This is a genomic window from Streptomyces sp. Tu6071 (assembly GCF_000213055.1).
In the GTDB taxonomy this organism is placed as follows: domain Bacteria; phylum Actinomycetota; class Actinomycetes; order Streptomycetales; family Streptomycetaceae; genus Streptomyces; species Streptomyces evansiae.
Genome location: NZ_CM001165.1, coordinates 5,599,944 through 5,619,569, shown reverse-complemented (window position 1 = coordinate 5,619,569; position 19,626 = coordinate 5,599,944). Strand labels below are relative to the sequence as shown.

Genomic DNA, 19,626 nt, shown 5'->3' with positions numbered 1-19,626 from the left:
GGTCAGGCACTCCCGGGGGCGGCCGGTCCGTGTCCGGCCCCGCGCGTCAGCCCTTCCGTACGGCCGCGGCGACCCGCAGGTCCCGCACGCTCCGTCCGGCCTCGACGCCGTAGTCCCCCGGTACGAGGTGCCACGCGTCCCGCGCCTCGTCCCAGATCTCGAAGGCGCGGCGCGCGACCCGCACAACGGCCTCGGCGCTCTCGCCGGGGGCCGCCTCGACCTGCGCGAAGCCCGCGAGCCAGCGCGCGGGGCGCTCGGTCCCCGGCGTCGTGCCGGGCTCGGCGGGGGCGAGGTAGACCTGCACGGTCTCGCGGCCCGCGCGGCTGCCGCTGTTGCGGACGCGGACGGTGACGGTGAGTCCGTCCTCGGCGGCGGGCTCGACGGTGACGGACTCGTACGTCCAGTCGGTGTAGCCGAGACCGTGCCCGAAGGGGTACGCGGGGGTGCGGCCCGCCTGCTCCCAGGCGCGGTAGCCGATGAGCACGCCCTCGGTGTACTCCAGCTTCCCGTCCGTCGGGGTCGTGTTGACGACGGGGGCGTCCTCCAGGACGGCCGGCCACGTGGTGGGCAGGCGCCCGCCGGGCTCGGCGGCACCGGTGAGGACGTCGGCGAGCGCGGCGCCGCCCTCCTGACCGGGGAACCAGCTCAGGAGCACGGCGGCGACGTCGTCGCGCCACGGCATCTCGACGGGCGAGCCCGCGTTGACGACGACGACGGTGCGCGGGTTGGCGGCGGCGACCGCGCGGACGAGGTCGTCCTGACGGCCCGGCAGCTTGAGATCGGCGCGGTCGAAGCCCTCGGACTCGACGCGCTCGGTCGTCGCGACGACCACGACGGCGGTCTCGGCCCCGCGCGCGGCCTCGGCGGCGCGGGCGATCAGCTCGTCGGGGTCGTGCACGGGGTTCTGGTGCAGGACGGTGAAGCCGACCGCCTGGATGGGCAGGCCCTCGGGCTTGGCGACGGTGTGGAAGACGCTCAGCTCGACGGGCTCGTCCGCGGTCAGCTCCAGGCGCCCGCGCTCGGTGGGCTGGCCGAAGAACGCCTCGAAGGGGTCGGTGGCCGCGCCCATCTCGACGGAGCCCTCGAAGAGTTCGCGACCGGCGATGACGACCTTGAAGCCGCCGATGCCGCGCGTGCCGAAGACGTGCTCGCCGCTCTCGCGCGGCGTGAAGGTGCCGGTGACCTCGATGGAGTGCAGGGTGTCGTACGTGACGCCGTCCGGGAGGTCGCTGCCCATCCACTGGATGTGCCCGCCCGCGAGCGGGACGCTCGCGAGGATCTCGCCCGCTTCGTCGCGGCACACGGCGCGCAGCGCGAAGCCCTGGCCGGCGACGTCGAGTTCGTTGTTCGGGTCGGCCCCGACCTCGTACGAGAGGGTGCCCTCGGGGAGCGCGGCGCGCAGCCCGTCGAGCGGCGCGACGACGTGGGCGGGGAAGACCGTCGCGGAGCCGCCGCCGAGGACGCGGGCCTCGCGGGCCGCGGCGCCGCTGAGGGCGACGCGGGTGCCGGGGGCGAGCGGGAGCGCGGGGGCGCCCTCGCGCACGTCGTTGCGGACGAGGACGAAGGAGCGCGTCGCGAGTTCGCGGGCGAACGCCTCGCCGTCGATCTCCGCGGGGAGCGCGGCGGCGGGGACGACGGGCTCGGTGGTCTTGAGCGCGCCCGTACGCGCGGCGAGGAGGAGGACGCGGCGCACGGCGGCGTCGACGACGCTCTCCTCGACGTCGCCCGCGCGCACGGCGGCGGCCAGGTTCTCGCCGTAGACGGTCTTCGGGCCCGGCATCGCGAGGTCGAGTCCGCCGTTGGCGTCGGCGACGGTGTCGCGCGCGGCGGTCCAGTCGGAGACGTTGACGCCGTCGAAGCCCCACTCGCCGCGCAGGATCTCGTTGACGAGGTGGTGGTGCGCGGTCATCGTCGTGCCGTTGACCGTGTTGTACGCGGTCATGATGCCCCAGGGGCGGGCGTGCGCGACGATGGCCTCGAAGGGGGCGAGGTACAGCTCGCGCAGGGGGCGCGGGGCGATGCGGTTGTCGACGGTGAAGCGGTCGGTCTCCGCGTCGTTGCCGACGAAGTGCTTGGTGGTCGTGCCGACGCCGCCGGACTGCACGCCGCGCACGTAGCCGGTGCCGATCGCGCCGGTGAGGTACGGGTCCTCGCTGTACGCCTCGAAGTGGCGGCCCCCGAGCGGGGAGCGGTGCAGGTTGACCGTGGGCGCGAGCAGGACGTGGACGCCCTTGCGGCGGGCCTCCTGCGCGAGCACCTGCCCGGCGCGGACGGCGATCTCGGGCGACCAGGTGGCGCCGAGCGCGGTCGGGGACGGCAGCGCGAGCGAGGGGTCCTCGCTCGTGGAGCGCACACCGCGCACGCCGATGGGGCCGTCCGAGACGACGAGCGAGTCGAGGCCGATCTCCGGGATCGCGGGCAGCGACCAGAAGTCCTGCCCGGCGAGCAGCCGGGTCTTCGTGTCGAGGTCGAGCCGCGCGAGGGCGGTCTCGACCGCGGCCTCGTGGGCGGCGTGCCGCTCAGGGGTGACCTGGGGCTCGGGTGGGGTGGACGCACCTGTCACGGCCGTACTCCTCGTGGTCGCTGTCTGCCGGCTGCGGGGGCCACGCCCCCGGCTGGGTGGGAGCGCGCACTCATCTTGCACCCGCCGACCTGTAGTCCGGTAGGGGACGTTATTTTTACGTGACATAGCGATGCCGTACGGTCCTGCTGGAGCGGGGGTTCCCGGGCCGGTCACGGGCCGGGCGGGGTTCCCGGGCCGGCCGGAGCGGCGCGGCGGGCGAGAGGGGTGCACGGCGGATGGTCAGGGCCAAGGGCGAGGAGCGGCGCGCGGAGATCCTGCGGGCGACGCTGGAGGTGATCGCGGAACGCGGCTACCGGGGCGCGACGCTGGGCGCGGTCGCGGAGCGCGTGGGGCTGACGCAGCAGGGGCTGCTGCACTACTTCCCGACGAAGGAGGCGCTGCTCGTGGCGCTGCTCGCGGAGCGGGACCAGTGGGACGCGATCCCGGGCGACTCCTGGCGCCTGGACCTGCTCTCCTCGCTCGTGGACTACAACGCGATGCGCCCCGGGGTCGTGCAGACCTTCAGCGCGCTGCTCGGCGAGAGCGTGACGGAGGCGCACCCGGCGCGGGACTTCTTCACGCGGCGCTACGTGGTGGTGCGGGGCAACATGGCCTCGGTGCTGCGCACGGCCTACGGCGAGCGGCTGCCGAGCGGCCTGACGCCGGAGCAGGCCGGGACCCTCATGGTCGCGGTCATGGACGGCCTCCAGTACCAGTGGCTCCTGGACCCGGAGGCCGTCGACATGAGCGCGGCGTTCCGCGACTTCCTGCACCTGCTGGAGGGGGCGGTCGCGGAGCGCCCGAAGACCTGAGTCCTCAGCCCGCCACCGCGTCGAGCCTCCGCACCTCGTCCTCCGTCAGCCGCAGTGCCCCGGCCGCCACGTTCTCCTCCAGGTGCCCCACGTCCCCGGTCCCCGCGATGGCGAGCACATGGTCGCCGCGCCCGAGCACCCACGCGTGCCGCACCTGCGTCGCCGAGACGCCGTGCGCCCGCGCCACGTCGAGGACCGCCGCGTGCTCCTCGCCGCCGCCCTGCGCCTCGCGGCCGGGTTTCGCCGCCGCGAAGAACGGCACGAAGGCGATCCCGTGCTCCCCGCAGAGCGCGAGCGTCTCGTCGTCGCGCCGGTCGATCGCGTACGGGTTCTGCACGGCCGCCACGGGCGCGATCCCCAGCGCCTCCTCCAGGTGCGCGGGCTGGATGTTCGAGATCCCGAGGTGACGCACGAGACCCGCCTCGCGCAGTTCGGCGAGGGCGCCGAAGTGCTCGGCGAGCGAGTCCTGGCCCATGAGCCGCAGGTAGACGAGGTCCATGTGGTCGCGCCCGAGCTGGCGCAGGTTCTCCTCGACGTGGCCGCGCAGCTCGTCGGGGCGCGCGGGCTCCGCGAACTCGCCCCGCACGTTCCGTACGGGGCCGACCTTCGTCGCGATCACGAGGTGGTCCGCGTAGGGCGAGAGCGCGGCGTTGATCAGCTCGTTCGCGGAGCGGGTCCGCGAGAAGTAGAAGGCGGCCGTGTCGATGTGGTCGACGCCGAGTTCGACGGCGCGGCGCAGGACGCGGATCGACTGCTCGCGGTCGCGCGGGACGCCTTGGTGGAAGGGCGCGGTGCCGGTGAGCCGCATCGCGCCGAAGCCCATGCGGTGAACGGGGAGGTCGCCGCCGAGTGCCCAGGTGCCGGATTCCGCCGCCGTGGTGGTGGTCATGCTGGGTGTCCGCCCTTCGCTGTGCCGGCCGCCCGCGTTCCGTACCGGGCGGCAAGCATGGAGTATGCGCGACCGGAGGGGCCTCCGGATAGTTGGCGCGGCGGGGGAAGGATCACAGCGGGAGCGGGAACCCGGCGGCGCTCCGGGGAGTTGTATCAGTGCGGCTCGACGGCGGGGCTCTCCTCGCGCGGGGCCGCCTCCAGGGGTTCCCCGCGCAGGTCCCGCGCGAGCAGCGTGGCGCCCGCGACGGCCCCCGGCATGAGGAAGACGGCGACGACGGGAACGAGGAAGGCGAGACCGAGCGGGACACCGAAGCCCCAGGTCAGCCGCTTGCGGTCGCGGAGCAGTGCGAGCCGTTCGCGCAGGTCGACGCGGCGGCGGGCGAGCGCGATCGAGGCGAGTTCCTCGGCGAGGAAGAACCCGGTGACGAAGAAGCCGATCACGGGGACGACCGTCTGCCCGACGAAGGGCAGGAACCCGGCGGCGAAGAGGCACACGCCCCAGATCGCGGCGCGCACGAGGACGCGGACGCCGTCCCGCACGGAGATCCAGATCTCGCGCCCCAGGGAGAGCCCGGACTCGGTCGGGAAGCCGTCGATCTCGCGGTCGACCTCCTCGGAGAGCGCGTCGTAGAACGGCTGCCCGACGACGAGCGTGACGGCGGTGAAGCTCAGCACGCAGCCGAGGAGCACGAGCGCGAAGAGCACGACGGTGAGCGCGCCCCGGAACAGTCCCTGCCACGGGGATTCCCAGTCGTCGGCGAACGACGTGGCCCACGCGACGAGATCACCGCCCCACAACGCGAGCGCGACGAGCACGGCCGCGTACAGGACGAGCGTGATGAGCCCGGGGAGCAGGGCCACGCCGTACCGCTTGCCGTGCCGGCCGACCCAGCGCTGGCCTTCGAGCAGATACCGGAATCCGAGGGCGAGTTCACGCATGGACGGACCCTACCGGGCGTGAGCACGTCAGCCGCAAGCGAGGCGGGGGCGGGCGATCGCTCACCCGCCCCCGCCCGGCCGGGCGCCCGCCCCGCCCGGCACCCGTCCCCGCCCGGTGCTCGGCACCGGGGGCGCCTCACGTCAGGTCGACGATCATCTTCCCCGTGTTCTCGCCGCGCAGCAGGCCGAGGAACGCCTCGACGCCGTTGTCGATGCCGTCGGCGAAGGTCTCGCGGTACGTGAGGCTGCCGTCACGGACCCAGGCGGAGACCTCCTTGACGAACTCGCCCTGGAGATCGGCGTGGTCCTGCACGAGCATGCCCTCCAGGCGGATGCGCTTGCCGATGACCTGCGCGAGGTTGCGCGGGGCCGCCGGGGGCTCGGTGACGTTGTACTGCGCGATCATGCCGCAGATCGCGAAGCGCGCGTGCACGTTGGCGCGGCTGATCGCCGCTTCGAGGTGCTCGGCGCCGACGTTGTCGAAGTAGACGTCGATGCCGTCGGGGGCCGCCTGCTTGAGCTGTTCGGCGACGGGGCCGTTCTTGTAGTTGAAGGCGGCGTCGAAGCCGAGTTCGTCGACGAGCCAGGCGACCTTCTCGTCCGAGCCCGCCGAGCCGATGACGCGCGAGGCCCCCTTGAGCTTCGCGATCTGCCCGACCTCGCTGCCGACCGCGCCCGCCGCGCCGGAGACGAAGACCGCGTCGCCCTCCTTGAAGGCGGCGACGCGCAGGAGCCCGGCGTAGGCCGTCAGGCCCGTCATGCCGAGGACGCCGAGGTACGCGGAGAGCGGCGCGGCGTCCGGGTCGACCTTCGTGGCGTGCTGGGCCGGGACGGAGGCGTACTCGCGCCAGCCGGCGAAGTGCAGCACGTAGTCGCCCTCGGCGAAGCCCTCCGCCTCCGAGGCGACGACCTGGCCGATCGCGCCGCCGGTCATGGGCTCGTCGAGCGCGAAGGGCGGCGTGTAGGACTTCACGTCGTTCATGCGCCCGCGCATGTACGGGTCGACCGAGAAGTACAGGTTGCGCACGAGCACCCGGCCCTCGGCGGGAGCCGGTACGGGGGCCTCGCGCAGCGCGAAGTCCTCGGGCACCGGCCAGCCCTGCGGGCGGCGGACGAGGTGCCAGGCGCGGCCGGACTCGGGAAGGGTGGTCATGCGGGGTGCCTCCTGCGGGGGATTTGTTTCATGAGCTGAAACAAACATGCGCATGAACATTTCAGCATGTCAAGCACCTCGGTACGATGAAGGCATGACACCCCCCGCCACCGCCCCGCGCGACCCCCTCACGCTGGAGGTCGTCCAGCTCATCGGCGCGGTCGTCGGGCGCTACCACGCGGAGTACGAGCGGGCCGCCGCGGCGCACGCGCTCACGGGGGCGCAGGCCCGCGTGCTGAGTCTCCTGTCCCTCGGACCGCTCCCCATGCGCCGCCTCGCGAGGACGCTGAAGTGCGAGCCGTCGAACGTGACGGGGATCATCGACCGCCTGGAGACGCGCGGCCTCGTCGAGCGCCGCGCCGACCCCGACGACCGCCGCGTCAAGCTCGCCGCGTCGACGGACGAGGGCCTGCGCCTCGCGCGCAGCCTGCGCGACGGCCTCGACTTCGCCCGCGAGCCGCTCGCGGACCTGAGCCGCGAGGAGCGGCTCGTGCTGCGGGGGCTGTTGCGCCGGATGCTCGGCGAGGACGCCGCGCGGGAGGACTGAGACCCATGGCGTCCTTCACCCCCCTCGACCTCACCCTCGTCCTGCTGCGCCGGATGCAGGACTTCCACCCCGCGCTCGTCGAGCGCGCGCGGCGCGAGCTGGGCGCGGACGCCGCGCGGATGCGCGAGGCGAACCGGCTCTGGCAGGCGAGCGCGCACGGGCGGTACGGGCGGGGCGAGGCGGCCCGCTACCGCGCCGCGCTCGGCGAGCCCGCGACGCGTGCCCGCGTGCGCCTCGGCGACCTGGAGTGCGAGGCGCTGCGCTGGCCGCTCCCGCTCTGGCCCGGACTGCGCTTCGAGGTGCTGCTCGGCCCGGACGGCCGGGCCTGGAACGCGTGGCTCGTACGGGCCCCGGGGCACCCCGCGCCCGTCCTGCGCACCGCCGCCGACCTCGTCCCGTGGGCCGCGACGGTGGACGAGGTCGCCGCCGCGTTCCCGCCCGCGCGCCCGCTGGAGGGCACGGCGCCGACGCGGACGCGGCTCCTGGTCGAGGTCCCCGAGGACGGCGGCCCGGTCCCGTACCTCGTCGACTTCACGTGGGGCCTGCTCCAGACCGCCACGCGCCGGGGCCTAGGGGGCCCAGGTCGGACCGATTCGAACGCGGGGCCGGACACTCGCCCGTAAAGGTGATCAATCCCGTTCAAGTTGCCTCGGGCTACCGGTACGTCGGATGCTTACGGGGCGCGAGCGACGGGATGCATACCGTGAGCGAGCGCCGAAGTCCCCGGCGGACATGTCCCTTTGCGCACCGGGGAGTTCGTGTCCCAAGGGCCCCTGATCCACAGGGGTCCGACAGTCCCAAGGCAGTACCGAAAGAGAAGGCAGTAACACGATGAACTTCCTCACCGACATCCTCGCCGGCCTCGTCCACGTCGTGGGCTGGCTCGTCTGACGTCGGCCACCAGGCACAGCGCGGCGCCGTCTCCCCCGGTCCCACGGGGAGGCGGCGCCGCCGCGTTGCGCCCCGGGGGTGGCCGCCGCGCGCCCACCCCCGGGGGTCTCACTTCACGTTCAGGGCGTCCGTGAGGACCTGCGTCGCCGAGCCGCCCTTGTCGTCGCGGACCGAGGCCCGCAGCGAGACGGTCTTCGCGGCACGCGGCACGCTCAGCCGGCCCTTCCAGGTGTCGCCCTTCTTCGCGAGGTCGACCTGCTGCCACGTCTTCCCGGCGTCGTACGAGACGGAGAGCGCGCCGGTCGTGAGCCTCCCGGTGCCGCTCGCGCCCGCCACGTACGCGGCCGTGAGCGCGATCGGCAGCGCCTTGCCGGCCCGCACCGAGCCGTCGAGCGCGGTGTCGACGTCGTAGTTCAGGTTGATCATCGGCAGGGTCGTCTCGGTGTCGGCGGGCGTCTCGGCGGAGCGGACCTCCCAGGCGGAGTGGCCCTTGACGCCCGTGCCCCACACCTTCGGGTCGAGGGTCGTGTCGGTGATGACCTTGTAGGTGTGCTCGGCGGGATCGGCGTCCCAGACGTAGGCGCCGGAGCTGGTCGCCTTCGTGACGGTCTCGCCGTCGACCTGGACCTGCGTGGTCTGGGTCTGCGAGTCGTCGTTCCACACGTCGCCGAAGCCCGTGTGGTCGGGGCCCGAGTCGCCCCAGCCGGGTGTGTTGAAGGCGAGGTCGTTGCCCCTGCGGGTCTGGCCCCAGCCGAGCCCCGTGCCGAGGTAGGGGTGCAGGACCGGCTTGAACCAGTTCAGCTCCGTCTTCCTGCCCGCCGGGTAGTCGGCGAGTCCGCCGCGCTCCTCCAGGGTCAGTTCGGGCCCGGCCTGCACGGTCTCGTGCCAGCGCAGGTCCTTGCCCGTCGAGACGTAGTCGGTCCGCGTCCCGGGGAAGGAGGCCCGCTCCAGGAAGCCCACGCCGATCGGGAAGGCGTCGGCGATCGAGTAGCGGAACTCGCCGCCGGTGAGGGCCTTCGCGCCGTAGTACGTCGTGTCGACCGTCGCGAGGTCCTTGGCGCGCGGGGCGATCGTGAGGTCCTTGTCGGGGATCGCGCCGGGGTGTCCGGCCGAGAGGTCGTAGACGTACGGGGCCTGCGGCGTGCCCGTGAGCTTCAGCTTCCCGCCGCTCTTCGCCGCCCGCGCGAGCACCTTGCCGTCGGCGGCGTTCACGGTCGCGACCGGGAAAGAACGGTCGGTGCCGTCCTCGGTGCCGAAGGAGGCCATGAGCCGGCCCGGTGCGTCGTCGGTCACGAGCAGCGCGGCGGCGCCCGCGTCCTCCGCGTACCGCGCGAGATCCGCGGGGGCGACGGTCTTGTCCGCGTGGACGAGGACCGCGCGGCCCTTGGCGTCCTTGCCCTCGTACGCGGCGGCCGAGCCGTCGCCCACGTCGAGGAGCTTCGCGCTCAGCTTGCCGTCGAGGCGGCCGGAGCCGGGCTGGAGGGTCAGCTCCGAGATCTTCTTGCCGTCCGCCTTGCCGGTGAGCGGCGGCGTGCCGAGCCGCCACACCGTGCGGTACTCGAAGGTGCCGCTCCTCGGCTTCGCGGTGGGCGCGGCGAAGACGCTGTCGTACGTGAGCGGGACCTGGAGCGCGGCGGAGTACGTCGAGCCGTTCGCGGTGCGCGTGGCCTCCATGAGGAGCTGCCGGGTCTCCGCGGCGCGCGGGAGCTTCGTGCTGATCTCGCGCAGCGCGCGGCCGTCGAGGGTGACCTCGCGGTCGCGGTCGAGGGTGATCTCGGGCGCGGTGAGGTAGCCGAGGCCGAGCGAGTCCTTGCCGTGCGAGCCGCGCACGTCGAGGAAGGTGCTCAGCGCGTAACTGCCCGGCTTGAGGCGCAGCTCGACGGTGCCGGACGCGCCGACCGTCTCCGGCACGGTGTCGGCGCCCTTGCTGAGCGTCTGGAGGGCGAGGTTCGCGGGCGTCGCCGCTCCGTCGCGGTCCTTGACGTGGACCGTGAGCGTGTAGCGCTCCTCCTCCTTGACGAGGCCGAAGGCGGTGTGGGCGAGGAGCGTGCCGTCCGCGTCCTTCGCGAGGACCTGCCCGGAGAGCTGCCCCACGGGGGCGTCCGTGCCGTCGCCCGTGACGGTCGTCCGCGCGCTGCCGTGCGCGGGGACGGTCAGTTCGGTGTCCGCGAGCGTGACGGTTCCGGCGGGCACGTCGCTCGTGGAGAGGCGGACGGTGAGGGGGCTGCCGGAGTCGTTCGTGTACGTGAGGGTCTTCGTGACCGGCTTGTTGTCCTCGTACGGCCAGGAGTAGAAGCCGAGGTCGGCGCTCCCGGTCGCGGTGAGCGGGCTCGTCGTCGCGTCGGGGACGCTGACGCGGCCGGCGCCGAGGTCGTACGCGGAGGCGTCGAGGGTCTTCGACGTGGACATGAGCGCGTTCTTGAGCCGCGCGGCGTCCCAGTCGGGGTGCTCCTGGGCGAGCAGGGCCGCGACGCCCGCGACGTGCGGCGTCGCCATCGACGTGCCGCTCATCGTCGTGTACGCGCCCTCGCCGGCGACGAGCGAGGAGCGGGCCGCGAGGATGTCGACGCCGGGCGCGGAGATGTCGGGCTTGAGCCCGTTGTCGAGGTAGCGCGGGCCCTTGCTCGTGAAGTACGCGGCCTGGTCGGAGGAGTCGACGGCGCCGACGGTGAGGGCGTCGTCGGCGGCGCCCGGCGAGCCGATCGAACCCGGGGAGCCGTAGTTCCCGGCGGCGATGACGAAGAGCGCGCCGGTCTCCTCGGTGAGGGTGTTGACGGCCTGCGCCATGGGGTCGGTGCCGTCGCTGGGCTCCTGCGAGCCGAGGCTCATCGAGACGACCTTGGCGTCGATGTCCTTCGCGGCCCACTCCATGCCCGCGATGATCTGCGACTCGCTGCCCTCGCCCTCGTCGCTGAGCACCTTGCCGACGGCGAGGTCCGCGTCCGGGGCGACGCCCTTCTCCTTGCCGTCCGAGGCCGCGCCGCTGCCGCCGACGGTCGAGGCGGTGTGCGTGCCGTGGCCGTTGCGGTCGGCGACCTCCTGGCCCTCGATGAAGCTCTTGCTCGCGACGACACGGCCCTTGAGGTCGGGGTGGTCGGGGTCGATGCCCGTGTCGAGCACGGCGACCTTGACGCCCTTGCCCGTGAGCCCGGCCTCCCACGCCCGCGGGGTGCCTATCTGCTCGTTGGACTCGGCCATGTCGGCCTCGACCCTCGCGTCGAGCCAGACCTTGCCGACGCCGGTGCTCGCGGAGAAGGAACGCGTGGTGCCGCTCGTCCGCGCGTGCCCGGTGAGGCTCTCCCAGAAGGCCGCGGGCTTCCGCGCGGTCACGGCGGTCGCGCCGATGCTCGGCAGCGCGCGGACGCGGCTGGTACCGGCCGGAGTCGTCGGCGCGGTACGGGACCGGGCCTTCGCGGCCGTCCCCGTGACGATGAGCGGCAGCGGCGCGGGCGCCTTGCCGCCCTTGCCCGCGAGCCCCTGGGCGACCAGCTCGGTGACGTCGAAGAGCCGGGGGTCGAGCTTCCCCTGCGCGAGGTACGGTTCCGCCTCGGCCGGGACGACCCTGACGTGCCCGTTGACCTCCTCGGTGCGGACGGTGCCGGTCGCGCCGGGGGCGCGGTCCACGGTCACGGTCTGCTTGCCGCCGGGGAGCGCGGTGAGGGTCACCCGGTCGCCGGTCACGAGGGTGACGGTCGCGGTGGCCTGAGCGGTGCGGGTCCGGGCGGCGGCAGGCGGGGTGGTGTCCGCCGTCGCCGGGCCGGTGGCGTGGGCGAGCGCGGTGCCGGGGAGCAGGGCGAGCGCGAGCCCGGCCGGCAGCAGCCCGGCTCTGCGCCACAGGGGAGCGGATCTGGTCATGAAAGCCCTCTCTTCATCAGCGCGGCCAGGGGGTGGGACGCACTGCCGAAGAGTGTGAAGTGCACTGTGTTGCGAGAGAGTTGCCGAGCCCTGGCGGAAAGCGGCCATGGCACATTGCCGCCAACGGGCAGGTCAGCGGCGGTACGGGACTTTCGGCCATATCGCGCGGGGGCGCTCGTCGCGGGGTACGGGGACGCGCGTGGCGCCGTACGGGGCCGGTCGTGGCGGCGTGCGCGGGCGGCTTCCCCGGTGCGTACGGGTCCGGGACGGCCCGGCGGGCGCGGAGGCCCGGCCCGGACGGGACCGAAAAGATCAGGCCACCCGCGTCCCGTACCGCCGACGCGATCTTGACAGCCGCCCCGGGACCGGCAGGTAATGCCCGGTCACGGTACGGGCCCGTTACCGGGCCCCTCGTCCGGCGCAAGCCGGCCCGCTTCACCCCTTCCGTCGCGACCCGATCGGCGCAGTCCGGCGGGCAGCCGGGGCGGGGGGCGGCCACCCTCGTGCACAGGGGCGCCGACCGGTGGCTCCTTCCGGTCCGTACCTCGGGAGGCAAGGCCGTGACCGTCAGCCTGGAGCAATTGCGCCGCTGCCACATCGCCGTCGATCTGGGCGCCGCCCGGACGAGGGTGTTCGTGAAGGGCCAGGGCGTCGTGGTCGACGAGCCGAGCGTCGCGGCCGTCAACACGCGGACCGGGGGGCTCATCGCGGTCGGCGCCTTCGCCCAGCAGATGACGGGCCGCACCCCCGAGTACATCCGCGTCGTGCGGCCCGTGTCGGGCGGCACGGTCGTCGACGTCGACATGGCGCAGCGGATGCTGCGGCACCTGCTCGGCGACAAGCTGCGCCGGGCGCTGCGCCGCAAGCCGCGGCTGCGTGCCGCCGCATGCACCCCGCACGAGTCCGACCCGCTCGCGCGCCGCGCGACCGTCGAGACGCTGGTCGGGCTCGGCGCGCGGCGCGTCGAGCTCGTGGACACGCTCATCGCGGCGGCGGTCGGCTGCGGGCTGCCCGTGGAGCGGCCCGAGGCGACGATGATCATGGCGTGCGGCGCCGCGACGACGCAGATCGCCGTGCTCTCGCTGGGCGCGATCGTCACGGCGCAGCGGCTCCCCGTCGGCGGCGACGCGATCGACCACGCGATCGTCTCGCACCTGCGCCACCGTCACGACCTGCTGCTGCCCGCGCAGTCGGTACGGCCGCTGCAACTCGCCGTGGACGCCGCCGACCCGCGCACCGGGACCACGGAGATCCACGGCCGCGACGCGGCGACGGGCCTGGCCCGCTCGGTCACGGTGGACACGGCGGCGCTGCGCGAGGCGATCAGCGCCCCGTTCACGACGATCCTCGACGGCATCGGCCGCGTCCTGCGCACCTGCCCGCCCGACCTCGTCGCCGACCTCGCCGAGGGCGGCCTCACGGCGGTCGGCGGCAGCGCGCTCCTGCCCGGACTCGACCGGATGCTCAAGGAGGCCACGGGCATGCCGATCCGCATCGCGGAGAACCCCGGCATGTGCGCGGTCCAAGGGCTCGGCGCGATGCTGGAGGGCCGCGTGGGCCCGATGACGCTGAGCCCGCTCCCGGCACGCTGAGCGGGCGCGGGGGCGGGGGCGCGGGGGCGCGGGATGGTCGTAGCGGGAGCCCGGCGGGGCGCCGACCGTTCCCGGGCTGCCGAAAACCGCTGGTCAGCCCCCCGGTGGACGCGGTACAACGGCGTGCGACCGCCCGTCCCCCGCCCGGAGCCCGCCATGACCTGGTCCACCCGCCCCGAGACCCCCGCCGACGTCGCCGCCGTGCACGCGCTGAACGCCGCCGCCTTCCCGACCCCCGCCGAGGCCGATCTCGTCGACGCGCTGCGGGCCGACCCCGGCGCGTGGCTCGACGGGCTCTCGTACGTGTCCTGCGATGCGGACGGGCGGCCCACCGGGTACGCGCTGCTGACCCGCTGCCACATCGGCGGCACACCGGCGCTGTGCCTCGCGCCCTGCGCCGTACGCCCCGACCGGCAGCGGGAGGGCGCGGGCTCGGCCGCGATCCGGGCCGTCCTCACGGCCGCCGCGGCGCGCGGCGAGAAACACGTGGTGGTCCTCGGGCACGCCTCGTACTACCCCCGCTTCGGCTTCACGCGCGCCTCCGCGCACGGCATCCGGCTCGGCATCGACGTCCCCGACGACTCCCTCATGGCCCTGAGCCTCGACCCGGCGGTCCCGCTTCCCGCGGGCACGGTCCGCTACGCGGCGGCATTCGGCATCTGAGGCGACGGCACCCCGGGAACGGCACACCGGGTGCGGCCCGGCGAGGCGTCCGGCCGCGCGCGGTCACCGTCCGTCGTACGGGCCGTCATGGGCGCCGATCCGCCGACGACCACCGGTCCGGCCGGGCGGCCGGGGGGGTCGGCGGACCGGCTGACGGTCCGTCCGCCGGGTCAGTCCTTCGCCCACTTCTTGAGGGCGGCCCTGTCCTCCCAGTTGCCGATGTTCGTGTCGATGGGCTCGGAGGTGTACTGGTGGATGCGCCAGGGGGCCTTGATCCCCGGCTTGCCGGGCTTGCCGTTGTAGTCGGCGATCCACAGGCCGTCCGCCGCGAAGGACGTCGTGTCCCTGTTGAGCCAGAAGTCGCGGTTGCAGTAGAGCAGTACGCGGTGGTTGGACCCGCGCAGCTTCTGCACCGCCTTGAGGAACTGGTCCTTCTCCTTGTTGCTCGCCGCCGTCCCGTCGCCCGTGTACTCCCAGTCGCAGGCGAGCAGGTCGTACGGGACGCTCGCGCACTGCTCGACGAAGTACTCGGCCTGCGCCTGGATGTTGCCCGGCCACAGGAAGTGGTAGAAGCCGACGACGGCACCCGCGTCCCTCGCCCGCTTCGCCTGGGCCCGCTGACGCGAGCTGGTGTAGGTGCGCCCCTCGGTGGCCTTCACGAAGACGAAGGCCATGCCGTCCGCGTCGAACGACTCCTGGTGGCTGCTGACATCGATCCCTTTGACGGCCATGCGTACTCTCCCTGTCGCGGGCCCGCTCTCCGGTGGGCCCGGCGGGCGGCCCTCGGAGTCGCCCGCCGGACTGCTTAGCCTGCCCACGTCCGCCCGGGGCACTCCAGCCGGAACCCGGTCTTCAGCGATCCGGGCGACACCCCGCACGGGCGTACGAACAAAGCCCCCTGAAGTGGGGCGAGCGAGCAGGAATCGCGTACTCGGGGACCACCACCCCACCCGCCCCACCTCCACCGGGAGGGAGGCGGCCGGGCCCTTCAGGCCGTGAGCGCGCGTCCGGTCCCCGCCGGTACGCGCCCCCGGTCCCGCGCGGAGGGAGCGGAGGGAAGCGATAACCCATGGATAACTGCGTCTCCTACCTTCTGGACCGTGGAGCTGAACCGCGCCAGATGGGGGTGTCGCATGGAGTTCAGGGTCCTGGGGCCGGTCGAGGCCGTGCGAGCGGGCGAACGGGTGGCCCTGTCCGGGTCGAAGATTCACACGGTGCTCGCCGCGATGCTGCTCGACCAGGGCCGGGTCGTCTCCGACACCCGGCTGAGCGCGCTGTTGTGGGGCTGGCATCCGCCGGCCACCGCGAGCGCGCAGATCTACACGTACATGTCGCGGCTGCGCAAGCAGCTCGGGGACGAGGCCGAGATCGTGCGGCAGCCGCCCGGCTACACGCTGCGCGCCCCGCACGCCCGTATCGACCTCGTCGACTTCCGTGCGCTGGTGCGCGCGGGGCGCGCCGCGCTCGGCGAGCAGCGGCACGAGGAGGCCGCCGGGCTGCTCGGCGACGCGCTCGGGCTGTGGCGCGGACCCGCGCTCGCCAACACGACGGAGGAGCTGCGCGAGGCGGAACTCGCCCCGCTGGAGGAGGAACGCCTGCTCGCCCTGGAGGCGCGCATCGACGCGGACCTCGAACTCGGCAGGCACGACCTCGTGACCGCCGAACTGACCGGGCTCGTCGCCGAGTACCCGGTGCGCGAGCGCGTACGGGCGCAGCTCATGACGGCGCTGTACCGGGGCGGCAGGCAGGCCGACGCGCTCCAGACGTACTACGAGGGCCGCTCCGTCCTCGCCGAACAACTCGGCGTCGACCCGGGCGAGGCGCTCGGCTCGACGTACCAGGCGGTGCTCGGCGGCGCCCTCGACCTCGGGCGGGGCAGGCAGGCGGAGACGCACACCGTGCCGTCGACGCTGCCCGCGCCCGAGGGCGACCTCGTCGGACGGCACGCGGAACTGGCGGGACTGGCGCGGCGCCTGACCGACGCCTCGCCCGTACCGCGCCGCGTCCTCGTGACCGGGATGGCGGGCATCGGCAAGACGGCGCTCGCCGTGCGGGCGGCGGCCGAGAACGCCGCCTCCTTCCCCGACGGTCTCCTCTTCGCCGAGCTGTGCGGCTTCGACGGCACGCCCCGCGCCCCGCGCGCGGTGCTCGCGCAGCTCCTGCGCGCGCTCGGCGAGAGCGAACCCGTACCGGCCGCGGGCGACCTGGACGAGCTGGTCCGGCGCTACCGCGAGAGCACGGCGGGACGCAGGCTCCTGCTCGTGCTCGACGACGCGGCGGACGACCGGCAGTTGGCGCCGCTCCTGCCGTCCGGGCCTTCGGCCGTGCTCGTCACGAGCAGGCGGCGGCTCGCCAGGGTCGGCGCGCGGGAGACGTTCGCGCTCGGTGCGCTCGGCCACGAGGCGAGCTTCGAGATGCTCGCCGCGCGGGCGGGCCGCGCCCGGCTGCTCGACGACCCGGACGCGACCGACGACGTCATCGCGTACTGCGACGGGCTGCCGCTCGCGCTCGCCGTGGCGGGCGCCCGGCTCGCCGCACGGCCGCACTGGGGCGCCGCCAGGCTCGCCGCGCGGCTCGCCGCTCCGGAGCGCAGGCTCGCCGAGCTCTCCTTCGGGGACATGGACGTCGCCCGGGTCCTGCGCTCCGCGACCGAGGGGCTGCGCCCGGTGGAGCTCGCGGTGCTCGCCTCGCTCGCGGACACGGAGGGCGAGCCGTTCTCGGCCGCGTGGGCGGCGGCCCGCGCGGGGCTCGACAGGGACACGGCGGAGTACGCGCTGGAATCCCTCGTGGACGCGGCGCTGCTCGCGCTCCCGGGCGGGCTCGACGAGGAGGGGCTGCCGCTCTACCACTGCCACGCGCTGCTGCGCCTGTTCGCGGGGGCGGAGGCCGGGGCGGGAGCGGGGCCCGGGGCGGGAGCGGGGCCCGGCACGGGGCCGGAGTCCGGCTTCGCGCCCGCCGTCGTCGGGGCCGCCCGGTGAGCCGGGCCGCCGGGCGCCCCGCGCCGGGGCGCTCACCACGCGGAGCGGGCACGGGGCCGGTGAGCGGCCGTGCCCGGCTGCTCCGGGCCCAGCAGTTCCCGTACGACCGTCCAGGCGTCGAGCACGACGCGTTCGCGGGGCGGGCGGTGCTCCTCGGCGAGCGCGTGCCGGGTGACCGCCCAGACGGCGGCGACGGCGGCCTCGGCCCGTACGCCCGGCGCCGGGCGTACGGGGCGCAGCCCGGTGCCGTGGGCTTCGAGGCGCAGGGCGAGCGAGCGGGCCTGGCGACGTTGCGCCGCCCGGCCGCTCGCGCCGATGTCGCCGCCGAGCACGGCGGGCGCGAGGGGGTGCTCGTAGGCGGCGCGCACCCAGGCGGAGATCCGCAGGCGCTCCCTCGCCTGCCACTCGCCCGCCCAGCCGGGGCCCGGGTCGCCGCGCTCGACGGCGGCGTCCAGGCAGGCGTGGAAGGCGGTCACGGCGGTCTCGTCGGGGCGGGCGGTGTGCCGGGGGGCGGGCGCGTGCCCGGTGGCGTGCGGTGCCATGGTGACGGGGGTCCTTTCCGGTACGGGTGCACGGGGATGGTCCTGGGGCGGGCGCGCGGAGGCGCCGGGTCAGGCGGGCGGGTGGAGGTGGACGGGGCCGCGCGCGGCCGGGCCCTCGGGGCGGGCGAGCGCGACGGCGAGGCGCGCGTCGACAGTGAGGTCCTCGACGTGCCAGCGCGTCGTGCGCCCCGTGCCGTGGTGCGTCAGCCGCACCGGGCCCGCGCGCTCGGGGCGCGTCTCCAGGCGGTCCAGCGCGGTGCCGACGAGACCGACGCCGACGGCCTTGACGACCGCTTCCTTCCGGGTCCACGCGCGGTGGAAGGCGGCCTCGCGCCGCGCGCCCGCCGGGTGGGCCCGCAGGTGGGCGCGTTCCGCCTCGGTCAGGACGGAGCCGGTCAGGAGCGAGGCGCCGACCGGGCGCAGCGCCTCCGCGTCCACGCCGATGCCGGGGCCCGCGCCGAGCGCGAGAACTCCCCAGCCCGCGCTGCGGCTCAGGCTGATCGCGAGCGGCAGCGCGGGGCGGGCGAGCCGGGGCGGACCGTGGTCCTCGGCGCCGCAGCCGGGACAGCGGCCCCGGCCGAGGACGATGCCCTGCGGCGCGAGGCCGAGGAGCGCGCCGATGGCGCGGCGCGCGCGGGCGCGCGTCGTGACGAACTCGGCGGCGTCCCGCTCGGCGAGCATCGACAGGGCGCGCCGGAACTCCTCCGTACTGAGCAGCTCCAGGTCGGCCGGATCGACGCGGCTCCCGCAGCGCCACCACCACACGTGCGCGGCGCCCTCGGCGACGAGGTGCTCGGCGGCCGTCGCCGCCGCCGCGTCCGGTGTGTCCTCGTCCCTGCCGCGCGGCGGCGCGTTCCCGTACCGCGCGCGCGGCGGCGTGTGCTGGTGCTGTTCGCGCGGTGAACCCATAGTGCCTCCTCGGCTGCGCCCGGTGACCGGCGCGGGGCCGGGCCGGCCGTGCGTACAGTCACCGTCGTCAGCCTGCGCCCGCCCGCTATCGGGGGCCTATACGGAATTCCCATAGGGGAGAGATAGACCGGACCCGAACAATTTCCCGCGCCAGCAATCCGACAAGCCGGGGAATTCTTCCTATGCCACACACGCACACGCTGCCCGCCCTCGGGAACGCCACCGCGGGGAACGCTCCGTCAGAGAACCCTCCGTCCGGGAACACCCTGGCCGAGAACGCCGTCGAGGGGCACGAGACGCGGGAGCGCGACAGGGCGGACCTCGTCGCGCTCACCGAGCGGATCACCGGCGCGGGCCACCCGCTCATCGACACGCCCGAGTGGCTCGCGCACACGCTCGACGCCTCCTCGCGGCTGCCGCTCGCCCTCCGGGCCCTGTTGCGGTCCTTCCGCCACGATCCGGGCCCCGACGGGGTGCTGCTGCTGCGCGACCTGCCGGTCGCGGGCGCGGAGCCGCTGCGCGAGACGCCGACGGTGCCGGGTTCGGTGGAGCGCGTCCCGACGACGGCGGCCGCGGTCGTCTCGCTCCTGATGATCCACCTCGGCGAGGTCATCTCCTTCCGCAACGAGAAGGGCGGGGCGCTCGTGCAGAACGTCGTCCCCGTGCCGGGCAAGGAGGACTCGCAGAGCAACGCGGGGTCGGTACTCCTGGAACTCCACACGGAGAACGCGTTCCACGACAACCGTCCCGACTACGTGGGCCTGTTGTGCCTGCGCGGGGACCCGACGGGCGACGCGAAGCTCTGCACCTCGTCGATCCGGCGGGCGCTCCCGCTGCTCTCCGCCGCGACGCGGCACGTGCTCGCCGAGCCGCGCTTCCTGACCGAGCCGCCGCCCTCCTTCGGGCGGCTGGGCGGGGTCCGCAGCGCCCACCCCGTCCTGCTCGGCGCGAGCGAGGACCCCAACGTGCTCGTCGACTTCGCCGCGACGCACCCCCTCGACGAGGGGGCCAAGGCGGCGATGGCGGAGCTGCGCGAGGCGTTCGTCGCGACGATGACGCCCCACCGGCTGCGCGTGGGCGACCTCGCGATCGTCGACAACCGGGTCGCCGTGCACGGCCGTACGTCCTTCACGCCGCGCTACGACGGCGCGGACCGGTGGCTGGAGCGGGTGTACGCGCACCTGGACAATCGCCGCAGCCGGGTCTCGCGCACCGGTGGGGGCGCGGTCCTGGATTGAGCGCGGGCGGTGAGTGACGGGTGAAGGGCCGGCCCCCGGGGGCCGGCCCTTCA

General features: G+C 74.7%; 15 protein-coding genes. 7 read left to right on the top strand and 8 right to left on the bottom strand.

Annotated elements, in window-relative coordinates:
• Positions 1 to 46: 46 nt before the first annotated feature.
• Positions 47 to 2,563: a glycoside hydrolase family 3 protein gene (locus STTU_RS23485; protein WP_007827498.1), complete on the bottom strand. Its 2,517-nt coding sequence runs from the start codon at positions 2,561 to 2,563 to the stop codon at positions 47 to 49.
• A 236-nt stretch (positions 2,564 to 2,799) separates the two neighbouring features.
• Between STTU_RS23485 and STTU_RS23480 the strand changes: the two genes are divergently transcribed.
• On the top strand, positions 2,800 to 3,375 hold the full coding sequence (locus tag STTU_RS23480; RefSeq protein ID WP_007827495.1) for a TetR/AcrR family transcriptional regulator: 576 nt from the start codon (positions 2,800 to 2,802) through the stop codon (positions 3,373 to 3,375).
• Positions 3,376 to 3,379: 4 nt separating this feature from the next.
• Here STTU_RS23480 and STTU_RS23475 read toward each other — a convergent pair whose 3' ends face one another.
• The 3 genes from STTU_RS23475 to STTU_RS23465 form a co-directional block, all read right to left on the bottom strand.
• Positions 3,380 to 4,264 (bottom strand): aldo/keto reductase, encoded by an 885-nt coding sequence (locus STTU_RS23475; RefSeq protein ID WP_007827493.1) that lies wholly within the window; start codon positions 4,262 to 4,264, stop codon positions 3,380 to 3,382.
• Positions 4,265 to 4,419: 155 nt separating this feature from the next.
• Complete coding sequence (locus tag STTU_RS23470; RefSeq protein WP_007827491.1) at positions 4,420 to 5,205, bottom strand: EI24 domain-containing protein; 786 nt, start codon at positions 5,203 to 5,205, stop codon at positions 4,420 to 4,422.
• A 136-nt stretch (positions 5,206 to 5,341) separates the two neighbouring features.
• Positions 5,342 to 6,358: an NADP-dependent oxidoreductase gene (locus STTU_RS23465; protein WP_043256092.1), complete on the bottom strand. Its 1,017-nt coding sequence runs from the start codon at positions 6,356 to 6,358 to the stop codon at positions 5,342 to 5,344.
• 94 nt (positions 6,359 to 6,452) lie between these two features.
• On the opposite strand from STTU_RS23465, the gene STTU_RS23460 reads away from it, so the two are divergent.
• Together STTU_RS23460 and STTU_RS23455 are read left to right on the top strand one after the other, a co-directional pair.
• Positions 6,453 to 6,905, top strand: a complete 453-nt coding sequence (locus tag STTU_RS23460; RefSeq protein ID WP_007827487.1) for a MarR family winged helix-turn-helix transcriptional regulator — start codon at positions 6,453 to 6,455, stop codon at positions 6,903 to 6,905.
• Between the two features lie 5 nt (positions 6,906 to 6,910).
• Positions 6,911 to 7,528: a hypothetical protein gene (locus STTU_RS23455; protein ID WP_007827485.1), complete on the top strand. Its 618-nt coding sequence runs from the start codon at positions 6,911 to 6,913 to the stop codon at positions 7,526 to 7,528.
• Between the two features lie 376 nt (positions 7,529 to 7,904).
• On the opposite strand, the gene STTU_RS23450 is transcribed toward STTU_RS23455, so the two are convergent.
• Complete coding sequence (locus STTU_RS23450) at positions 7,905 to 11,651, bottom strand: S8 family serine peptidase (RefSeq protein WP_007827475.1); 3,747 nt, start codon at positions 11,649 to 11,651, stop codon at positions 7,905 to 7,907.
• 560 nt (positions 11,652 to 12,211) lie between these two features.
• On the opposite strand from STTU_RS23450, the gene STTU_RS23445 reads away from it, so the two are divergent.
• Entirely contained in the window at positions 12,212 to 13,243 is a 1,032-nt protein-coding gene (locus tag STTU_RS23445; protein WP_029396752.1) for a rod shape-determining protein, read from the top strand.
• A 156-nt stretch (positions 13,244 to 13,399) separates the two neighbouring features.
• A complete protein-coding gene (locus tag STTU_RS23440; RefSeq protein WP_043256089.1) occupies positions 13,400 to 13,906 on the top strand; it encodes a GNAT family N-acetyltransferase in 507 nt (168 codons plus the stop codon).
• Between the two features lie 170 nt (positions 13,907 to 14,076).
• Here the strand turns inward: STTU_RS23440 and STTU_RS23435 are convergent, their stop codons facing one another.
• Complete coding sequence (locus STTU_RS23435) at positions 14,077 to 14,637, bottom strand: glycoside hydrolase family 25 protein (protein ID WP_007827467.1); 561 nt, start codon at positions 14,635 to 14,637, stop codon at positions 14,077 to 14,079.
• A gap of 402 nt (positions 14,638 to 15,039) precedes the next feature.
• Between STTU_RS23435 and STTU_RS23430 the strand changes: the two genes are divergently transcribed.
• Entirely contained in the window at positions 15,040 to 16,884 is a 1,845-nt protein-coding gene (locus STTU_RS23430) for an AfsR/SARP family transcriptional regulator (RefSeq protein ID WP_007827465.1), read from the top strand.
• Between the two features lie 32 nt (positions 16,885 to 16,916).
• Here the strand turns inward: STTU_RS23430 and STTU_RS23425 are convergent, their stop codons facing one another.
• Both STTU_RS23425 and STTU_RS23420 read right to left on the bottom strand, forming a co-directional pair.
• Positions 16,917 to 17,426 carry a hypothetical protein gene (locus STTU_RS23425; protein ID WP_007827463.1) on the bottom strand — a complete coding sequence of 170 codons (510 nt, stop codon included), beginning with the start codon at positions 17,424 to 17,426 and terminating at the stop codon, positions 16,917 to 16,919.
• Between the two features lie 69 nt (positions 17,427 to 17,495).
• Complete coding sequence (locus tag STTU_RS23420; protein ID WP_007827461.1) at positions 17,496 to 18,335, bottom strand: 4'-phosphopantetheinyl transferase family protein; 840 nt, start codon at positions 18,333 to 18,335, stop codon at positions 17,496 to 17,498.
• Positions 18,336 to 18,517: 182 nt separating this feature from the next.
• Between STTU_RS23420 and STTU_RS23415 the strand changes: the two genes are divergently transcribed.
• Positions 18,518 to 19,573 carry a TauD/TfdA family dioxygenase gene (locus STTU_RS23415; protein ID WP_007827460.1) on the top strand — a complete coding sequence of 352 codons (1,056 nt, stop codon included), beginning with the start codon at positions 18,518 to 18,520 and terminating at the stop codon, positions 19,571 to 19,573.
• The last annotated feature ends 53 nt before the right edge of the window (positions 19,574 to 19,626 follow it).

Coding starts and splice junctions, on each gene's coding strand:
- STTU_RS23480 (WP_007827495.1), top strand. CDS start 2,800: ATGGTCAGGGCCAAGGGCGAGGAGCGGCGCGCGGAGATCCTGCGGGCG.
- STTU_RS23475 (WP_007827493.1), bottom strand. CDS start 4,264: ATGACCACCACCACGGCGGCGGAATCCGGCACCTGGGCACTCGGCGGC.
- STTU_RS23470 (WP_007827491.1), bottom strand. CDS start 5,205: ATGCGTGAACTCGCCCTCGGATTCCGGTATCTGCTCGAAGGCCAGCGC.
- STTU_RS23465 (WP_043256092.1), bottom strand. CDS start 6,358: ATGACCACCCTTCCCGAGTCCGGCCGCGCCTGGCACCTCGTCCGCCGC.
- STTU_RS23460 (WP_007827487.1), top strand. CDS start 6,453: ATGACACCCCCCGCCACCGCCCCGCGCGACCCCCTCACGCTGGAGGTC.
- STTU_RS23455 (WP_007827485.1), top strand. CDS start 6,911: ATGGCGTCCTTCACCCCCCTCGACCTCACCCTCGTCCTGCTGCGCCGG.
- STTU_RS23450 (WP_007827475.1), bottom strand. CDS start 11,651: ATGACCAGATCCGCTCCCCTGTGGCGCAGAGCCGGGCTGCTGCCGGCC.
- STTU_RS23440 (WP_043256089.1), top strand. CDS start 13,400: ATGACCTGGTCCACCCGCCCCGAGACCCCCGCCGACGTCGCCGCCGTG.
- STTU_RS23435 (WP_007827467.1), bottom strand. CDS start 14,637: ATGGCCGTCAAAGGGATCGATGTCAGCAGCCACCAGGAGTCGTTCGAC.
- STTU_RS23430 (WP_007827465.1), top strand. CDS start 15,040: ATGGAGTTCAGGGTCCTGGGGCCGGTCGAGGCCGTGCGAGCGGGCGAA.
- STTU_RS23425 (WP_007827463.1), bottom strand. CDS start 17,426: ATGGCACCGCACGCCACCGGGCACGCGCCCGCCCCCCGGCACACCGCC.
- STTU_RS23420 (WP_007827461.1), bottom strand. CDS start 18,335: ATGGGTTCACCGCGCGAACAGCACCAGCACACGCCGCCGCGCGCGCGG.
- STTU_RS23415 (WP_007827460.1), top strand. CDS start 18,518: ATGCCACACACGCACACGCTGCCCGCCCTCGGGAACGCCACCGCGGGG.